The 18134-nt window shown below is 67.1% G+C and carries 10 protein-coding genes; 3 read left to right on the top strand and 7 right to left on the bottom strand.

Annotation, left to right across the window (positions count from 1 at the left end; translation table 11 throughout):
• Positions 1–8 precede the first annotated feature (8 nt).
• Positions 9–2894 carry an MMPL/RND family transporter gene (locus AC5Y3Z_RS11720; protein ID WP_473138638.1) on the bottom strand — a complete coding sequence of 962 codons (2886 nt, stop codon included), beginning with the start codon at positions 2892–2894 and terminating at the stop codon, positions 9–11.
• Positions 2891–3319 carry an MmpS family transport accessory protein gene (locus tag AC5Y3Z_RS11715; RefSeq protein WP_473138639.1) on the bottom strand — a complete coding sequence of 143 codons (429 nt, stop codon included), beginning with the start codon at positions 3317–3319 and terminating at the stop codon, positions 2891–2893. The genes AC5Y3Z_RS11720 and AC5Y3Z_RS11715 overlap by 4 nt, the downstream gene beginning before the upstream one ends.
• A gap of 325 nt (positions 3320–3644) precedes the next feature.
• Here AC5Y3Z_RS11715 and AC5Y3Z_RS11710 point away from each other — a divergent pair, with 325 nt between their 5' ends.
• Genes AC5Y3Z_RS11710 through AC5Y3Z_RS11700 form a run of 3 tightly spaced genes read left to right on the top strand, consistent with a single transcriptional unit; the run spans position 3645 to position 6862 of the window.
• Positions 3645–4943: an aminotransferase class I/II-fold pyridoxal phosphate-dependent enzyme gene (locus tag AC5Y3Z_RS11710; RefSeq protein ID WP_473138640.1), complete on the top strand. Its 1299-nt coding sequence runs from the start codon at positions 3645–3647 to the stop codon at positions 4941–4943.
• A 15-nt stretch (positions 4944–4958) separates the two neighbouring features.
• The gene (locus AC5Y3Z_RS11705) at positions 4959–6614 is read left to right on the top strand and encodes a fatty acyl-AMP ligase (RefSeq protein WP_473138641.1); all 1656 of its coding nucleotides are present in this window, start codon (positions 4959–4961) and stop codon (positions 6612–6614) included.
• Positions 6611–6862 (top strand): acyl carrier protein, encoded by a 252-nt coding sequence (locus AC5Y3Z_RS11700; protein WP_463826179.1) that lies wholly within the window; start codon positions 6611–6613, stop codon positions 6860–6862. The genes AC5Y3Z_RS11705 and AC5Y3Z_RS11700 overlap by 4 nt, the downstream gene beginning before the upstream one ends.
• Before the next feature lie 8 nt (positions 6863–6870).
• Here the strand turns inward: AC5Y3Z_RS11700 and AC5Y3Z_RS11695 are convergent, their stop codons facing one another.
• The 5 genes from AC5Y3Z_RS11695 to AC5Y3Z_RS11675 form a co-directional block, all read right to left on the bottom strand.
• Entirely contained in the window at positions 6871–8445 is a 1575-nt protein-coding gene (locus AC5Y3Z_RS11695) for an acyl-CoA carboxylase subunit beta (protein ID WP_463826180.1), read from the bottom strand.
• A gap of 34 nt (positions 8446–8479) precedes the next feature.
• Positions 8480–13804: a polyketide synthase Pks13 gene (pks13, locus tag AC5Y3Z_RS11690; RefSeq protein ID WP_473138642.1), complete on the bottom strand. Its 5325-nt coding sequence runs from the start codon at positions 13802–13804 to the stop codon at positions 8480–8482.
• Positions 13805–13812: 8 nt separating this feature from the next.
• Positions 13813–15702, bottom strand: coding sequence for a long-chain-fatty-acid--AMP ligase FadD32 (fadD32, locus tag AC5Y3Z_RS11685; RefSeq protein ID WP_463826182.1), 1890 nt, complete (start codon positions 15700–15702; stop codon positions 13813–13815).
• A gap of 277 nt (positions 15703–15979) precedes the next feature.
• Positions 15980–16993, bottom strand: coding sequence for a carboxylesterase Culp6 (culp6, locus tag AC5Y3Z_RS11680; protein WP_473138643.1), 1014 nt, complete (start codon positions 16991–16993; stop codon positions 15980–15982).
• A 154-nt stretch (positions 16994–17147) separates the two neighbouring features.
• Positions 17148–18059 carry an esterase family protein gene (locus AC5Y3Z_RS11675; RefSeq protein WP_463826184.1) on the bottom strand — a complete coding sequence of 304 codons (912 nt, stop codon included), beginning with the start codon at positions 18057–18059 and terminating at the stop codon, positions 17148–17150.
• Positions 18060–18134: the final 75 nt, after the last annotated feature.

Genomic DNA, 18134 nt, shown 5'->3' with positions numbered 1-18134 from the left:
CATGTCGCTCAGCTGGGCAGCACAGCACCCACTGGCTGCTGCTCGGGCGAGGGCGAAGGCGAGGGCGAGGGCGCGCGCCGGGTCTGAACCGCTCGGGAGCGGACCACCTGCGGCCACCAGAACCACCGGCCCAGCAGCGCCGCGATAGCCGGCGTCATGAACGACCGGACGATGAGGATGTCCGACAGCAGCCCGATCATGATTGTGGTGCCGATCTGCCCGATGACGCGCAGATCGCTGCTCACCATCGCGCCCATGGTCACCGCGAACACCAGTCCGGCGGTGGTGACGACCCGGCCGGTGCCGGCCATCGATCTGATGATGCCCGTGTTGATGCCGGCACCGATTTCTTCCTGGAAGCGCGCCACCAGTAACAGGTTGTAATCGGAGCCGACCGCGAGCATGACGATCACGGCCATCGCAAGAACGAACCAGTTGAGCGGCATGTGCAGGATGTGTTGCCAGACAAGGACAGAAAGTCCACACGATGAGGCCAGCGAGAGCGTGACCGTGCCGATGATGACCGCGGCGGCCACGACGCTCTTGGTGATGGCCAGCATGATGATGAAGATCAGGCACAGCGACGCCACCACGACGATGAGCAGGTCGTAGGTCGAGCCGTCCCGGATGTCCTTGTAGGTGGAGGCGGTGCCGGCCAGGTAGAAGTCGGCCTCGGCCAAGGGAGTTCCCTTCACAGCTTCGGTCGCGGCCTGCATGATCGGGTCGATGTGTGAGATGCCCACAGCCGTTGCGGGGTCACCCTGGTGGGTGATGACGAACCGCGCCGCGTCACCGTCGGGCGACAGGAACAGGGTCAGACCGCGCTGGAAGTCCGGGTTTTCGAAGGCCTCCGGCGGCAGATAGAACGAGTCGTCGTTCTTGGCGTTATCGAATGCCTCGCCCATCACGGTTCCGTTTCGCGCCATCTTCTCCATCTGGGTGACCATCCCGGAGAAGCTGCTCGTCAGAGTTTGCGCAAGGCCTTTGACCAGTCGCATGGTCGCGATCATCGGAGCGACCTGGCTCAGCAGCTGCGGCTGGAGAGTGTCGAATTGCGCGAGACTGTCGGCGAAGCTCCCGAGGTCTTCGGTGAGCTTGTCGACGCCGTCGGTGGCGTCGTAGAGAGAGCGCAGCGACGAGCACACCGGGATGTTGAAACAGTGTCGGTCCCAATAGAAATAGTTGCGCACCGGCCGCCATACGTCATCGAAATCGGCGAGCCGGTCGCGCAATTCGTTGGCGGTTGCCCGCATCCGCTGGCTGCGCAGGTTCATCTCGTGGGTGGTGTCGGCAAGCTGGCGCTGCAAGCTTTCGGTGCGCTCAGTGATCTCGATCATCTGCTGCATCGCATCGGTCAACTTGGTCATGTCGGCCACCCGGTCTTTGAGCCCCTTCAGGTTCTGCTGCGTCATCGCGCTTTCCATGCCGATCTGGAACGGGATCGAGGTGTGGTCGATCGGTCCGCCCAGCGGCCGGGTGATGCTTTGCACGCGAGCGATACCGGGCAGGTGAAAGACGTTCTTGGCGATCCTGTCCAAAATCAGCATGTCAGTGGGATTCCGGAGGTCGTGATCGGCTTCGATCATGAGGACCTCCGGTTCCATGCGTGCCTGCGCGAAATGGCGGTCCGCCGCGCGGTAGCCGACACTGGACGGCGCCGCCCCGGGGATGTAATAGCGGTCGTTGTAGTTGGTCTCGTATTTCGGCAGCGCGAGCAGTCCGACCATCAACATCAGCACCGTCGCCACCAGAACCGGCCCGGGCCAGCGGACCACGATGGTGCCCACCCGGCGCCACCAGCGGGTCCGGTTCGTCGTTCTGGATTCGAATGCCCCGAAGCGGCTGGCTATCCAGACCACGGCGGGAGCCAGCGTCAACGACGCCACCACCGCTACCAGCAGCCCGATCGAGCAAGGCCATCCGAGGCTCTGAAAGTAGGGCAGCCTGGCCAGGCTCAGGCAGAACAGTGCTCCGGCGACCGTGGTGCCCGATCCCAAGATCACGTAGACAGTCCCGCGAAACATGCTGTGATAGGCCGCTTCTCGGTCCGCGCCGGCAGCCCTGGCCTCCTGATAGCGCCCGACCAGGAAGATGACGTAGTCGGTGGCGGCGGCGATCGCCACCGGGATGAGCAGACTGGTCGCGAACGTGGTGAGGGCGAAGAATTTATTGCTGGCCAGCACAGCAATGACGCCGGTGACCGCCGCCAGTTCGATGCCGACCGTCGCGAGTATCAGCACGACGGTGGAAATGGAACGGTAGACCAGCAGCAGCATGATCGCGATGACCACGACGGTCGCGATGGTGATCTTCTGCAGGCTGCGGTCTCCGTACGCGTCCAGATCGACCGACAGCGGAGCCGGACCTGTCACGTAAGCCCGCAGCCCCGGCGGCGGCGGTAGGCCGTCCACGATTTCGCGGACGGCCAGGATGGAATCCCGGGCCCGCGATCCACCGATATCGCCGGCCAGATACAGCTGCGCATAGGCGGCTTTGCCGTCGACGCTCTGCGAACCCGCGGCAGTCAGCCGGTCGGCCCAGAAGTTGTCGATGTGCTCGACGTGAACACGGTCCTGCGACAGTCTGGCAATCAACCGGTCGTAGAACCGGTGCGCTTCGTCGCCCAGCTTCTGCTGGCCCTCGATCACGACCATAGCGGTTGCGTCGGAATCGAATTGGCGGAAATCCCTGCCGATGCGCTTCATGGCGATCATCGACGGTGCGTCGGGGGGATTCAGCGACACCGACTCCGTCTTGGACAGCTCCTGCAACTCGGGTGCCACGACGTTGGCGACAGCGGTCAGGGCGATCCAGAACAACACCACCGGCACGGCAAACCGGCGAAGGATCCGCGCGAAGGCATCCAGTCGGGCGGGCGAACCGTCGTCGCTCACGCCGATTTCACCAGGCAACTGGCCTGAGCGTGATGAGCGGAGACCATCTGTTGATCTCGAATCTGACCATTGACCGTGATGCGACAACCGAGGTTGTCACTGTCCCCCTGCGCAACCACATTGGCCACCACCGCGGTCAAGGTGGTCACGATCGGCAACGACCACGGCAGCGTCGCGTCGTCGACCTCATGTGAGTGGCCGCTGGCATCCAGATAGTTGACCGTCACGGTTCGCCCTGTCGGGCCGAGGATTTCATACAGCACGTGCTTCTGGTTGAACTCGACGATTGCGTCGACGTCGCCGGCTTTCGAGACGCGGTGCTGCGACCCGAAAACACCGTGCAACCGAAGGACCGTGGCCGTCCCGGCGACCGCCACCAGCACCACAACGATCGGTATCCACATGCGTCGGAGGAAGCGGATCATCGAGGCCCCTATCGATAACTACACGTAACCACTCGTGCGCTGCGCGGACGAATCACGACTCCGGACGATCCTTTATACGCAAAACAACCGTGAAATGTTGCGCATTGGCGCAGGGACCTAAATCATTTGTTTCTCGGCGAAAGAGATACGAATCCATGCTGAAGCTCGTACAGTCCTTCATGCTTGCACGGACGGCAATCCAACCGACCAGATTGGATGGGTGAGTGGCATACAGGAGTAGGCGTCTCAGGTTCGGTTTCCCCCAAACCGGCTTCGACGGTGCGGGTTTCGGCGGTGGACGGCTGCCCGACACCGGGCACTGGTCGTGACCGGCAACGTCGGGTCTGCCGCCGCGGCCCCGGACCGCTTGCGTGCCGGCCACGAGCGTCAGAGTTCGCGACTCGGTATTCATCCGCGCGCCGAACGAGATAGCCGATTGGCCAGTATGCGGTCCTACGAAGCAGGTAATAGGCTGCCGTTCTTTCGGCTGATGGAATCCACCCCGGGTGCCACGTCCACCATCGGGGGAAAGTCCCGGATCATGCTCGGCTCGAACAATGCGCTGGGCCTGGGCGGTGACCCCCGCTTGATCGAAGCCGCGAATCGGGCGACGGTGAAGTACGGCTCCTCGTGCGGCGGTGCCCCGCCCTTCTGCGGCACGCTGGGCGTCAAGGTCGAGCTGGAAGAAGTGCTGGCCGACTGGTACGGCACCGAAGCGGCGCTTGTCTACAACAGCGGCTTTCTGGCCAACGTCGGTGCGATCACCGCGCTGGTCGGTGCCACCGATCTGGTGTATCCGGACAGTGAGGCGCACACCTCTATTCATGCCGGTATCCGCTTGTCCGGAGCCAGTTCCCGGTTCTTCGACCACAACGACCTGGGTTCGCTGGAGAAGAACCTCATTCGCACCGCGGACCGCGGCGGAACGAAGATGATCGCGATCGACGGCTTGTACTCCATGCGTGGCGATGTGGCGCCGATGGCAGAACTCGTCGCCCTGGCCGACCGGTACAACGTCGGACTTTTCGTCGACGAAGCGCACAGCCTCGGTGTCTTCGGGCCACGGCGCACCGGCATCGCCGAGGAGTACGGCTGCCTGGCAGACGTCGACGTGGTGATGGGCAGCATGTCGAAGGCGATCTCGTCCACCGGTGGTTTCATTGCCGGCTCACGCGACCTGATCGATTTCCTCCGATTGCACTCCAGCTCACACACATTCACCGCCACAGCCGCCCCGGCTGCACTGGCGGCGAGCCTGGCCGCAGTGGAGATCATTCGCAGCCCGGAAGGCGCCCAGCGCGCCGAGGCTGTCCTGGCCAACGCCCGTCGGCTGCGCGACGGCCTGATGTCGCACGGCCTGTCGGCGGGCAGCAGCATCACGTTGTCGGACGGGTCGCAGGCGGTGGCGCCACACGTCTCGGTCTGGATCGGTCGCGAGGACCACGCCATCGCGGCGTGGAACGAGGTGTACGACAACGGCCTCTTCTGTGCGCTCGCGGTCGCCCCGGCCGTGGGCGAAAACGACAGCCTGCTGCGCTGCAGCGTGTCGGCGGCGCACTCGCCCGCTCAGATCGACCAGGCGGTAGCTGTCATCGCCGCGGCGGTACTCGGCGCCACGAGTTAGGAACCTGGAGCCGACATGAGCAGATTCACCGACCAGATCGGTGTGGTGGCAGCACATTCCACAACTGGATTGCGTTCCGGCACCGTGACCGATCTGAGGTTCACGAGCTGGCGCGATATCCATCGCACGGCAGGCAACGTGGCGGGCATGCTGGCCGCCGCAGGGGTGACGCACGGCAGCAGGGTCAGCGTGCTGGCTGCCGACCCGCTCGACGTCGCCGCCATCCTGCAGGGCGTCTGGCGACTCGGCGCAGCGGTGACCATGCTGCAGCAGCCGACTTCCCAAGCCGGCCTCGCCGACTGGCACGCCGGTATGGAACGTGCCTTGAGCATGCTCGACTCCCAGTGCGTGCTCGTCGGCGAACCTTTCGGCATGGCTGCCGCGACGCTGCGTGCGGCGGGCTTCCGGGTGGTCGAGATACCGCCGCAATGGCCGGATTTCGAATTCCGCGACGAAGACGGCCTACCCGGCGAGGACGACATCGGCCTCTACCAGCTCACCTCCGGTTCCACCGGTGAACCGAAAGCTGTTGCCATCACCCATCGCAACCTGTACGCGAATATCGCGTCGATGGTGGCTGAGGTGAAGTTGGATGCACAGTCCGACACCACCGTGAGCTGGCTGCCGCTGTCGCACGACATGGGTCTGATCGCCTACCTGCTGGCGCCGATGTTCTTCGGCACCCACGCCGTCATCCTGCCGCCGACCGAGTTTGTGAGATCGCCGTTGAACTGGCTACGGGTCGCGAGCGAGCAGCGGGCCACCGTCACTGCGGCACCGAACTTCGCCTACCTCATCGCCAGTCGCCGACTGAACGCCGTTCCGGACGGTACCTACGATTTGAGCAGCCTGCGCTGCGTCGTCACCGGGGCGGAACCGATCGACCCCGAGACCATGGTGGAGTTCGCGCGGCAAGCGGGACGCTTCGGCATGCCCGCCTCGGCGGTCGGAGCAGCCTACGGGCTCGCCGAAGCCACAGTGGCGGTGTCATTTTCGCCGGTCGACGAACCGCTGTCCTACGACACGGTGTCCTCCGAAGAGCTGGAGAATCGTGGGCTGGCCGTACCGGCGGATGCCGGTGACACCGCGACCAAGCGACTGGCGGTGCTGGGACCACCGATCAGCGGTATGGAGGTCCGGATCGCCGGCGCGGCCGGGACCGCGCGGCAACCGCGCGAGATGGGCGAGATCGCGATCCGCAGCGAGTCCGTCACGCGGCACTATCTCACCGTGGCCGGTGAAGTCGCCGCGGTGGACGACGACGGCTGGTTCCACACCGGTGATCTCGGCTACCTGACCGAGGACGGTCAGATCGTGGTGTGCGGCCGGCTCAAGAACGTCATCATCGTCGCCGGACGCAACATCTTTCCCGCCGACATCGAGCGTCTCACCGCATCGGCCGACGGCGTCCGGCGCGGCGGCGTCGTCGCGTTCGGCGTGACGCTGCCCGACCGGCGGGAGGAGATCCGGATCGTCGCCGAGACCGTCGCGGACTACCCCGAGGACATCTGTCAGAACATTCGTCGGCAGATCACTCAACGAGTGCGCGGCGCAACGGGTTTGAGCCCCACGGTGCTGCTGGTCGGCAAGGGCCGGGTACCCAAGACACCGTCGGGCAAGATCCGCCACGTCGCCGCCCGGGAAATGTTCGGAGAGGTCGTACCGCTATGAGTGTGCTGGAACAACAGATCATTTCGGTGGTGGCATCGCTGGCCCCGGACCGCCTGGCGCCGGTGACGATCGATTCGCACCTCGTCGACGATCTGGGCTACGACTCGCCCCGCAAGATGGAACTCGTTGCCACGCTGGAGAACCACCTGCAGACCCCGCTGGAAGAACCCGATGCCCCCATCGAGACAGTGCGCGAGGTTGTCGACTGGGTGTCGCTGCACATCAACGGCGCGCGTTCATCGGGCTGATCGACCCACTAGATCGGGATCAGGCCGTGCTTGCGCGCCAGCCGCGCCCAATTCTGCTTGTCCCGCAACAGATGTAGCGACCGGCGCAGCAACAGCCGCGTCTGGTGCGGGTCGATCACCGCATCGATGAAGCCGCGTTCGGCCGCCGTCCACGGAATCGCCATGTTGAGGTTGTAGCCCTCGATGAAGTCCTTCTTGATCTGCTGCGCCTCGGGCGTGGTGGGGTCGGGGAAGCGCTTCATCAGCAACTGCGCGGCGCCCTCGGCGCCGATCACCGCGATGCGCGCGGTGGGCCAGGCGTAGTTGAAGTCGGCGGTCAGCTGCCGCGAGCCCATCACCGCGTACGCGCCGCCGTAGGACTTGCGGATCGTGATGGTCACCTTCGGCACGTCGGCCTCCACCACGGAGTACAGGAACCGGCCGCCGCGCTTGATGATGCCCCGCTTCTCCTCCTCGGCGCCGGGCAGGAAACCGGGGGTGTCCACCACGAACACCAGCGGCAGCTGGAAGGAGTCACAGAACCGGATGAACCGCGCCGCCTTGTCCGAGGCCTCGTTGTCGATCGCGCCGGACAGGTGCATGGGCTGGTTGGCGATCACGCCGATCGGGCGACCGTCCACCCGGGCGAACCCGGTGATGATGGCCGGCCCGTGCTGGGCCGCGACGTCCAGGAAGTCGCCGTCGTCGAAGATCCGCAGCAGGATCTCGTGCATGTCGTAGGCCATGTTGTCCGAGTCCGGCACGATCGCGTCGAGCTCGAGGTCGGTCGAGGTGACCTCCGGTTCCAGCCCGGGATTGATCACCGGAGGATTGTCGAAGCAGTTGGACGGCAGGAACGACAGGAACTCCCGCACATACTGGAACGCCTCGGCCTCGGAGTTCACGACCTGGTGAATGTTGCCGTACCGGGCCTGCGCGTCGGAGCCGCCGAGCTCGTCGAGGGTGACGTCCTCCCCGGTCACTTCGCGGATCACGTCCGGCCCGGTCACGAAGAAGTAGCCCTGGTCGCGCACCGAGACCAGCAGGTCGTCCTGGATGGGCGAATAGACCGCTCCCCCAGCGCATTTGCCGAAGATGAGGGAGATCTGCGGCACCACCCCGGACAGCGCCTCATGCCGCTGGCCGAGCTCGGCGTACCAGGCCAGCGAGGTGACCGCATCCTGGATCCGGGCGCCGCCGGAGTCCTGGATCCCGATGATCGGGCAGCCGACCATCGCGCACCACTCCATCAGCCGGGCGACCTTGCGGCCGAACATCTCCCCGACCGTGCCCTGGAACACGGTCTGGTCGTGCGAGAACACCCCGACCGGGCGACCGTCGATCAGCGCGTGTCCGGTGACCACACCGTCGCCGTACAGGGCGTTGGGATCGCCCGGGGTCTTGCACAGCGCGCCGATCTCGAAGAACGTCCCCGGATCGACCAGGGCATGCACCCGGGCGCGGGCGCTGGGGATGCCCTTCTTGTCCCGCTTGGCCACGGCCTGCTCGCCGCCGGGTTCCTTGGCCAGCTCCAGCCGTTGGTGCAGTTCCGCCAACTTCTCTGCGGTCGTGTGTATCACCGGAGTCGGTTCTGTACCCGTCACTACGCGCCTACCTTGCTCGTCCGGCTGGATCTCGTCAGATCTCTTTCAGGGCGCGACTCATGTGCTCGCCCACCTTGGCGATGATCGGTTCGTCGATGGCCTGAATGTGCTCGCCACCGATCGGCACGACCTCGAGGTCGGAAACGAACTCGCCCCAGCCGCCGTCTGGTTTGCGGACGGCATACCGCGGCTCGAACATGATCGCGTCGTCATGGTAACGATCGGCCATGTAGAGCGTGACGTGGCCGTCGAAAGGCTGGATCTCCGCGGTGTCGATCGCGCGGTTGTCCAGGTACGACGTGCGCTGGTGCTCGATGATCCCGGCCGGGATCTGCACGCCGCTCTGGCTGATGGCTTCGAGCACGAACCGCACCTGGCCGTCGTCGTCGAGTTCCTCGAGGTGCTCGTAAGGGATCGCCGGGATGGTGACGTTGAACGTCTTCTCGGCGAATTTGGCGTAGCGGTCCCAGCGCTTGCGGACCTCTTCCTTGGTCTGCGGGATCTCCTCACCGGCGCGCACCGCGTCGATCAGGCCCACGAACCGGACGTCCTTGCCCGCCCGTTTGAGCCCGATCGCGCACGCGTAGGCCAGCACCCCGCCCAGCGACCAGCCGACCAGAATGTAGGGCCCGTCGCCCTGCATCTCGATCAGCTTCGGCACGTACTGCGCGGCACGCTCTTCGATGGACCCTTCGACGCGCTCGAACCCGTACATGGGGGTGTCGGGAGGTAGCCGGTTCAGCAGCGGCTCGTAGACCACGGTGGAACCTCCGGCCGGGTGGAAGACGAACACCGGCGGGGTGGAGCTGCCCTCGGGCCGCGCGCGCAGGGTGCGCACGAAGCCGTCGATGACCCCGGCCTCGAGGTAGTTACGCACCTTGTCGGCGAGCTCTTCGATGTTCGCCGAGCTCAGCACGTCCTCGACGGTGATCGGGCCTTCGGCCCGCTCGGACAGTCGCTGCGCCATCTTGGCCGCTTTGTCCTCGTCGAGCTTGGGCAGCGGGTTGAAGATGCCGCCCGCGGACTTGCCGGTGACGATCGCCCACGTGGCGAAGGTGACCCGCTCGGCGGCGTCGCGCGGCGGCACGTCGGAGTTCAGTGCTTTGGCGACGGCTTCCTGGCTCAGCGCCTCCGACACCGCGGCCACGTTCGCACCCTTCGGTCCCGATGGGTCGGTCGGGGGCGGCGGGATGGGCACATCCGACGGCGGCGGGACCGATGCGGCCTCGGCCTGGGTCGCGGGCTCGGCCTGGGGCGCGGGCTCGGCCGGGGTTGCGGGCTCGGCCTGCGTCTCGGGCTCGGCCTGCGGATCCGGCGCGGGCGCCGTCACCGACATCGGCGTCGCGCCGCTGAGCATCTCGGCCTGCGCCCGGGCGATCTCCTCGGCCGTCTGCGACTTCTGATGCTCGTGCAGCGCCGCGACCTCTTCGCGGTGCTCGATCGCGTACTCGATCAGCTTCTCGACGTTGTACAGGTTGGCGTCGCGCACCGCCGTCAGCTGGATCGGCGGCAGGTCGAAGTCGTACTCGACGCGGTTCTTGATCCGCACCGCCATCAGCGAGTCCAGGCCGAGCTCGATCAGCGGCACCTCCCACGGCAGGTCCTCGGGCTCGTAACCCATGGCCGCCGCCACGATGGTGCCCAGGCGTTCGGCGATGGTCTCCCCGGAATCCGGCGACCACCGGCCCACGGTCGACGGCAGGTACCGGTTGGTCAGGCTGTCCGTCAGCGTCTCGGCGTCCTCGTCGGCCGGCGCCTCCGGGACCGCGGTCTCGGCGGCCACCACGGCCGTGCCCGCGCCGACCGCCGCGGGCAGTACCGACTGCGCACCGCCGCGGGTCACCAACGCGTCGTAGACCAGCGTGAACGACTCGTCGATCCGGGCGTGCACCTGCACCGCGGCACCGCCGGGATGGCGGGTCAACGTCGTCACCAACCGGGCACCCGGACCGGGTACCGCACGCTGCTCCGAGGCGGTCAGTTGCGCATCCGGCAGCACCGCCGTCGCGGCGGATCGCACCAGCGCGGCCAGATCCGTCGTGTCGCGCGGCGCGTACTCCCAGACGTGCCGACCGTCGGGCAGCGCGACGTGGTTGCCCGGCATCAGCACCGAACTGTCGCCGGCGAAGTGCGCGTCCAGCCAGTGTTCCTTGCGCTTGAACCGCGTCGGGGGGATGTTGGCGAAGTCGTCGGGTCCGGCGGGCCCGGCCGGCCGCGGGAACAGGGTGCGCACGTCCAGGTCGTGGCCGTACACGTAGAGCTGGGCCATGGCCGAGATCATCGACTCGACCTCGTCCTGCTTGCGGGCCAGCGTCGCGATCAGCTGGGCGTCGTGCAGACCCGCCGCGGCGGTGGTCAGCCCGATCTGCATCAGCGCGACCGGGTTGGGGGCCAGTTCCAGGAAGGTGGTGAACCCGCTGTCCACGGCGTTGCGGATACCGTGGGTGAAGTACACCGAGTGCCGCATCCCCTTCATCCAGTACGCGACGTCGTGCACGGGTTCACCGCCGGGCTTGAGGAAGGTGCCCTCGTGCACGGTGGAGAAGATGCCGACGGTCGGCGACATCGGCGTGATGCCCTGCAGCTCCGCGGCGAACTCACCGAGCAGCGGATCCATCTGGGAGGTATGGCCCGCACCCTTGGTCTGCAGCTTGCGGGCGAACCGGCCCTCGGCTTCCGCCCGGGCGACGATCTCGTCGATCTGCTCGGGCGGGCCGCCGATCACGGTCTGGCTGGGGGCGGCGTAGACGCACACCTCCAGGCCGGGGAAGTCGGCAAACACCGTCTTGAGCTCGTCGGCGGAGTATTCGACGATCGCCATGAACCGGATGTACTCGCCGAACAGCATCGCCTCGCCCTCGCCCATCAGATGCGAGCGCGAACAGATCACCCGGGTGGCATCCGCCAGCGACAGACCGCCGGCGAAGTAGGCCGACGCGGGCTCGCCCAGCGACTGGCCCACCACTGCGGCGGGCTTGGCGCCGTGGTGCTTGAGCAGCTCACCCAGCGCGATCTGGATCGCGAAGATGGTGACGTTGCTGGTCTCGATGCCGTACTCGTGCGAGTCGTCCAGGATCAACTCGAGCACCGAGTAACCCCGCTCGTCCTGGATCAGTGCGTCGACCTTCTCGATCCACTGGGCGAACACCTCGTTGCGCAGGTACAGGCTCTTGGCCATCTTGCGGTGCTGCGCACCGAAACCGGCCATCGCCCACACCGGACCGTTGGTCACCGGCCCGTCGGCGCTGAACACATTCGGCTTCTGTTTGCCTTCGGCGACCGCGCGCATGCCCTGGATCGCCTCGTCGTGGTTGCGGGCCAGCACCACAGCCCGGGACCGCCCGTGGTTGCGCCGCGACAGCGCACGACCGATGGACTCCAGCGACGACGCCTGGCCCTCGGGCGATTCCATCCAGTCGGCCAGTTCGGCGGCGGCCGCCTTCTTGCGCGAGGTCAGGAACGCCGACACCACCAGTGGATAGAGCGGCTCCGGAAGGTCTTGTGCCGCAAGCTCTTCCAGCGCGGCCGCCTTGAGCGCCAGCGCTTCCTCGGTGATGCCCGGCAGTTCGTACTCCACCTCGGCGGCCGACGTTTCGTCGGAGATGATCTCGCCGAACTCGTCGAAACGCAGCGCGTGACCCTCACCTTCGGCGAGGTCGCCGCCGGCGGAGACGACGGGAACCTGGGGCGCGGCCGGCTCCGGCTCGCGCGACTCCCGTTCCATCACGTCGCGGGGCAGGACTTCGCGCACCACCAGGTGCGCGTTGGCGCCGCCGAAGCCGAAGCTGGACACCCCGGCCAGGGCATACCCGCCGTACCGCGGCCAGTCGGTCGCGGTGTCGACGAACTTCAACCGCATCCCGTCGAAGTCGATGTACGGGCTGGGACCGGCGAAGTTGATCGACGGCGGCAGTTTGTCGTGCTGCAACGCGAGCACGACCTTGGCCATGCTGGCCGCACCGGCCGCCGACTCCAGGTGTCCCACATTGGTTTTGATCGCACCCAACAGGGCCGGACGGTCCGCCGGACGTCCCCGGCCGACGATCCGGCCCAGCGCCTCGGCCTCGATGGGGTCGCCCAGGATGGTGCCGGTGCCGTGCGCCTCGATGTAGTCGACGGTGCGCGGATCGATGCCCGCGTCCTTGTATGCGCGGCGCAGCACGTCTGCCTGCGCGTCCTGGTTCGGCGCGATCAGACCGTTGGACCGGCCGTCGTGGTTGACCGCGCTGCCGGCGATGACGGCCAGGATCTGGTCACCGTCGCGGCGGGCGTCGTCGACCCGCTTGAGCACCAGCATGCCGCCGCCCTCGGACCGGGTGTAACCGTCGGCGTCGGCGGAGAACGACTTGATCTTGCCGTCGGGCGCCAGCACCGCGCCGATCTCGTCGAAGCCGAGCGTCACCGCCGGGGTGATCAGTGCGTTGACGCCTCCGGCGACGACGACGTCCGCTTCACCGTTGCGCAGCGCCTGCACGCCCTGGTGCATGGCCACCAGCGAACTCGAGCAGGCGGTGTCGACGCTGACCGAGGGGCCGCGGAAGTCGTAGAAGTACGACACCCGGTTGGCGATGATCGCACTCGAGTTACCGGTGATCGCGTAGGGGTGGGCGACGGTCGGGTCCGAGATGGCCAGGAAGCCGTAGTCGTTGTTGGAGACGCCGACGTACACGCCGACGGACTCGCCGCGCAGGCTGGACGCCGGGATGCGGGCGTGCTCGAGCGCCTCCCAGGTCAGTTCCAGCGCCATCCGCTGCTGCGGGTCGATGTTGTCGGCTTCGGTCTTGGCGACGGCGAAGAATTCGGAGTCAAAGCCCTTGATGTCCTTGAGGTAGCCGCCGCGGGTGCGCGCCTTGCCGATGCGCTCGGCCAGCCGAGGCTCCTCCAGGAACTCCGACCAGCGGCCCTCGGGCAGGTCGGTGATGGCGTCGCGGCCCTCCATCAGCGCCGCCCAGGTCTCGTCGGGCGAGTTCATGTCGCCGGGCAGCCGGGTGGCCAGACCCACGATCGCGATGTCGACGCGCTCGGCGGGTCCGTTACGCGTCCAGTCCGCGTCGTCGCCGCCCTGGTCAGCGGTCTCGGGCTCGCCTTCGATGATCCGGGTCGCCAGCGACTCGATAGTGGGGTGCTGGAATGCGACCGCGACCGACAAAGTGACACCGGTCAGGTCTTCGATGTCGGCGGCCATGGCCACGGCGTCGCGCGAGGCCAGCCCCAGCTCCACCATCGGCACCGACTCGTCGATGTCGTCGGGAGACTTCCCGACGGCCCTGCCCACCCATTCGCGCAACCAGCGGCGCATTTCGGGGACGGTCATTCCTGCGGCAGGCGTGTTCTCCTGAGACTCGTTCAGATCAGACATGGCTACCTTCAGTCGGAGGTGGCGAACGCCGTCGGCGATCCGACGCCGCTGCGCAGGCTGCCGTCCAGGTAGGCGGTGCGGCACGCGCGGCGACCGATCTTGCCGCTCGAGGTTCGGGGGATGGTTCCGGCCGATACCAGCAGCAGGTCACGCACGGTCACGCCGTGGCGCACCGCGATGGCCGCCCGGATGTCGTCGGCGATGGGCTGGTAGTCGAGCTTGTGCGTCCCGGCGGCACGCTCCGCGACGATCACCAGCTGCTCGGAGGTGTCCTCGGGGTCGGCGGTCAGGCCGGTGTGCGGGTCGTCGAACACTTTCTGTGGCAGCTGGTTGGCGGGGACGGAGAACGCGGCCACGTAGCCGGTCCGCAACGCCTTGCTGGCCTCCTGCGCGGAGTACTCGAGGTCCTGCGGGTAGTGGTTGCGGCCGTCGATGATGACCAGGTCCTTGATCCGGCCCGCGATATAGAGGTGCCCGTTGTGGTAGGTGCCGTAGTCACCGGTGCGTACCCAGAGCCCGTCGTCGGCGGCGCCCTCGGCGTGGGACTGGCTGATCCGCGACTTCAGGATGTTCTTGAACGTCTCGGTGGTCTCGGCTTCCTTGTTCCAGTAGCCGATGCCCAGGTTCTGGCCGTGCAGCCAGATCTCGCCGATCTGGCCGTCCGGCAGCTCACTGGCGGTGTCGGTGTCGACGATCACCGCCCACTCGTCGACGCCGACCTTGCCCGCGGACACCTGGGCGACGGCGCTGGGAGCGTCGGGAGACACCTCGACGAAGCGCTGGTTGTTCAGCTCGTCACGGTCGACGTGGATGATCGTCGGCGGCTCGTCGCTGGGGGTGGTGGAGACGAACAGCGTCGCCTCGGCCAGGCCGTAGGAGGGTTTGACGGCGGTCTCGGGCAATCCGTACGGCCGGAAGGCGTCGTAGAACTTGCGCATCGACGCCGGCGACACCGGTTCGCTGCCGTTCAGGATCGCCTTGACGTTGCTCAGGTCCAGCGGCGGTTCGCCTTCCTTCGGCAGCCCGCGGACCGCGGCGTGCTCGAACGCGAAGTTCGGTGCGGCCGAGAAAACACCGCCGGTCTCACCGGGCTTGCGGGCGAGTTCGCGGATCCAGCGGCCGGGACGCCGCACGAATGCGGCCGGCGTCATGAAGGTGAAGCTCTGCCCCAGCACCGGCGCGCACAGCGCGGTGATCAAGCCCATGTCGTGGAAGAACGGCAGCCAGCTCAGACCGCGGTCGCCTTCTTCGCCTTCCAGGGCGACCAGCGTCTGCAGCACGTTGGTCGGCAGGTTCAGGTGGGTGATCTGCACACCGGTCGGGGTGCGGGTGGAACCGGAGGTGTACTGCAGGTACGCGATGGTGGTCTCGTCGGCCTCGGTCTCCTGCCAGGTGGCGGCGACCTCGTTCGGCACCGCATCGACGGCGATGACGCGGGGCCGTTCCTTGGCCGACCGGGCCCGAATGAACTTGCGCACTCCTTCGGCGGCGTCGGTGGTGGTGAGGATGGTCGAGGGGGTGCAGTCGTCCAGCACCGCGTGCAACCGGCCGACGTGCCCGGGCTCGGCCGGGTCGAACAGCGGTACCGCGATGCGGCCCGAGTACAGCGCGCCGAAGAACGCGATCAGATAGTCCAGGTTCTGCGGGCAGAGGATGGCGATGCGGTCACCGGGCTGGGTGACCTGTTGCAGCCGGGCCCCGACGGCACGGTTACGGGCACTGAACTCCGACCACAAGATGTCGCGTTCGACGCCGTCGCGCTCGGTGGAGTAGTCCAGGAAGCGGTACGCGAGCTTGTCGCCGCGCACTTTGGCCCACTTCTCGACGTGCCGAACCAGGTTGGTGTTCTGGGGGAACCTGATCTTGCCGTTCACCACGAAGGGGTTGTGGTACGCCATGCCGCACTCTCCTGTCGAAAACCTTCTAAGGTCGGCCAAGCCGACGAACTGTTCTCGGCCAACTACGCCGACTATCGCTACGCGCGCGGGCCGGCACCGACTGGCGCTTGGGCGCTCGTCGTTGCCAACTCTGACCCGATCGGGTCAACCACATGCTCTTAATTTTCTCTTAATGTTAAGGGGCGGCGCACAGCTGACCAAATCACAAGGTACGCCTTATCCTGCTCGGTGCCGCCGCACTAGAGAGTGTGTCTAACTGCCCGCCGTGCGGGACCGGTCAGCCGTGCTTGGGATGGGGTGCTTTGTCCAGCACACCCTGCGCCCAATTCAACGTCCACTGGGTGGCCGACAGACCGTCGGAACTCCAGAAATCGGTGGTGGCGTACATCGCGTGGACGGGCTGCCCGGCGCCGCCAGCCAGCGTATTCAGCGTGGTCGGGAGGTTGGCCGGGCTGAACGCCTCCTTCGGCGCCGCGCAGATCAGATCGCCCTGAGCGCAGATCTCATTGGTCCGGGCGTTGAGTGCACCGAAGCCGCCGGGCCGCGCACCGGTCATGGTCAGGCCGAGCCCGGCCAGCACCGGGACCTCGTGCAGGGTGACCTCGGCGCCCACCCCCGGTGGGGTGGGCGGAATGTTGTTGCCAACATCACCCTGACGCCGGCCGTCGGCGATCAACGTCACACCCAGGACCAGGTCCTCGTCGACGGGTCCCAGCCCGTTGCCGATGTCGCCGGCCACGTCGCCGGCAATCACCGCGCCCTGCGAGAAGCCGATCAACACATAACTGGTCAGCGGGCATCTGTTGTTCATGTCGGTCAGCGCCTTGACCGTCGCGCGGGTGCCTTCGGCGCGGCTGTCGTTGTAGGTCATCTGACCGTCGTTGCTGAGCGGATTGCGGAACTGCGCCGTGTACGGGACGGTGTACGCCTGCACCCGGCCGGCCGGGAGCTGCTGGCTGATCGGGCCGGTCACGTTGAGCAGCAACGCCCGCGGAAACTGCACCGGGTTCAGCGGGTCATCGGTCGGCCACGATTCCCAGGTGCCCGGCACCGACACCAGCTGCACGTCGGGGCACGACGCGTCCTGCGTGGCGGGCCGGGGTTTGCGGTGCTGGGAGGTCGTCGGACCGGTCGGCAGCACGCCGGGCGGGACGGCGCTGGGCGCGGTGTCCCGATGACGCAGCAGCATCACCCCGGCCACGATGACCAGCGCCACCACCAATGCCATCGAACCCGCCGCCAACCAGGCAAGGCGGCGGTGTCGGCGGCGGCGGGCAGCGTTCTTGGCCATGTTCTCCTGCTAACAGAGTCCGGGTCGGGGCTGGGTGAGTCTGCGCGCGGCATGCGCAGCGTCGCGCCCTACCAGTCACCCGCGCGGCGTGCGGAACGACCGCCCTCCGCCGCGCTCCCTACACGGTACCGGCTGCCCTACGGCCCGAAGATCGTCAGCGAATGGCGCCGACGATGTCGCCGGACATGGCGCCCAGCTGGCCCGCCCAGGAGCCCCATCCGTTGTCGCCGCCGCCCGGGAAGTCGAAGTGCCCGTTGTGGCCGCCGACCTCGCGGTAGTGCTGGTAGAAAGACCGGCTGTTGCCCATCGCTGCATCCTGGGCGCCGAGCATAGCTGCGGGGTTGCTGGCGCCGCCCATGGTCGGACTCCAGACCCACACGCGGGTGTTGTTCGCGGCGAGCAGCGCCTCGTGCACCCACGGGTCGTGCCACTTCCACCGACCCAGCTGCGGGGCTCCCCACATGCCGTTGCCGTCCACGCCACCGAATTGCTGCAACCCGGCCAGGATCGCGCCGTTGGTGAAGGTCTCCGACGGGTAGAGGAACCCGGACAGCGAGCCGGCGAAGCCGAAGCGATCGGGGTGGAAGGCCGCCAGCGCCATCGCGGCGTACCCGCCCTGAGACGCGCCCACCACGCCGTGTCCGCCGGGCGCCAGGCCTTTGTTGGCGGCCAGCCAGTCCGGCAGCTCACTGGACAGGAAGGTGTCCCACTGCTTGCTGCCGTCCTGCTCCCAGTTGGTGTACATGCTGAACGCGCCACCGGCCGGGGCCGCCACCGAGATGCCCTTGCCGGCCAGGGTGTTCATCGCGTTGCCCGCGGTGACCCAGTTGCTGACGTCGGGGTGGGCGTCGGCGGCGTCCAGCAGGTACACCGCGTGCGGTCCACCGGCCAGGAACGCCACCGGGATGTCGCGGCCCATCGCCGCCGACGGCACCATCAGGGTCTCGTAGGGGGCAGCCGTGGCCGGGCCCACCGGGCCCAGTGCCCCTCCTGCCGTCAGACCGCCGAATGCGATTGCCAACACGGCAACGCAGAGCAGCCTCAGCAGCACCGACAGACCCCTCATGTCCACCTCCATCGAGTACGCGACAGCCAGACAGCCCGCAAGGTAGCTAACCACACCGGTATCGATCGGATAAAG

It is taken from the genome of Mycobacterium sp. NGS61, from assembly GCF_059812325.1.
Note: the sequence above shows the minus strand (reverse complement) of the source record. Positions and strands in the feature narration are given on the sequence as shown.

Excerpts from the sequence above, each read along its gene's own strand:
- AC5Y3Z_RS11715 (WP_473138639.1), bottom strand. The coding sequence starts at position 3,319 with ATGATCCGCTTCCTCCGACGCATGTGGATACCGATCGTTGTGGTGCTG.
- AC5Y3Z_RS11705 (WP_473138641.1), top strand. The coding sequence starts at position 4,959 with ATGAGCAGATTCACCGACCAGATCGGTGTGGTGGCAGCACATTCCACA.
- AC5Y3Z_RS11700 (WP_463826179.1), top strand. The coding sequence starts at position 6,611 with ATGAGTGTGCTGGAACAACAGATCATTTCGGTGGTGGCATCGCTGGCC.
- pks13 (WP_473138642.1), bottom strand. The coding sequence starts at position 13,804 with ATGTCTGATCTGAACGAGTCTCAGGAGAACACGCCTGCCGCAGGAATG.
- fadD32 (WP_463826182.1), bottom strand. The coding sequence starts at position 15,702 with ATGGCGTACCACAACCCCTTCGTGGTGAACGGCAAGATCAGGTTCCCC.
- culp6 (WP_473138643.1), bottom strand. The coding sequence starts at position 16,993 with ATGGCCAAGAACGCTGCCCGCCGCCGCCGACACCGCCGCCTTGCCTGG.
- AC5Y3Z_RS11675 (WP_463826184.1), bottom strand. The coding sequence starts at position 18,059 with ATGAGGGGTCTGTCGGTGCTGCTGAGGCTGCTCTGCGTTGCCGTGTTG.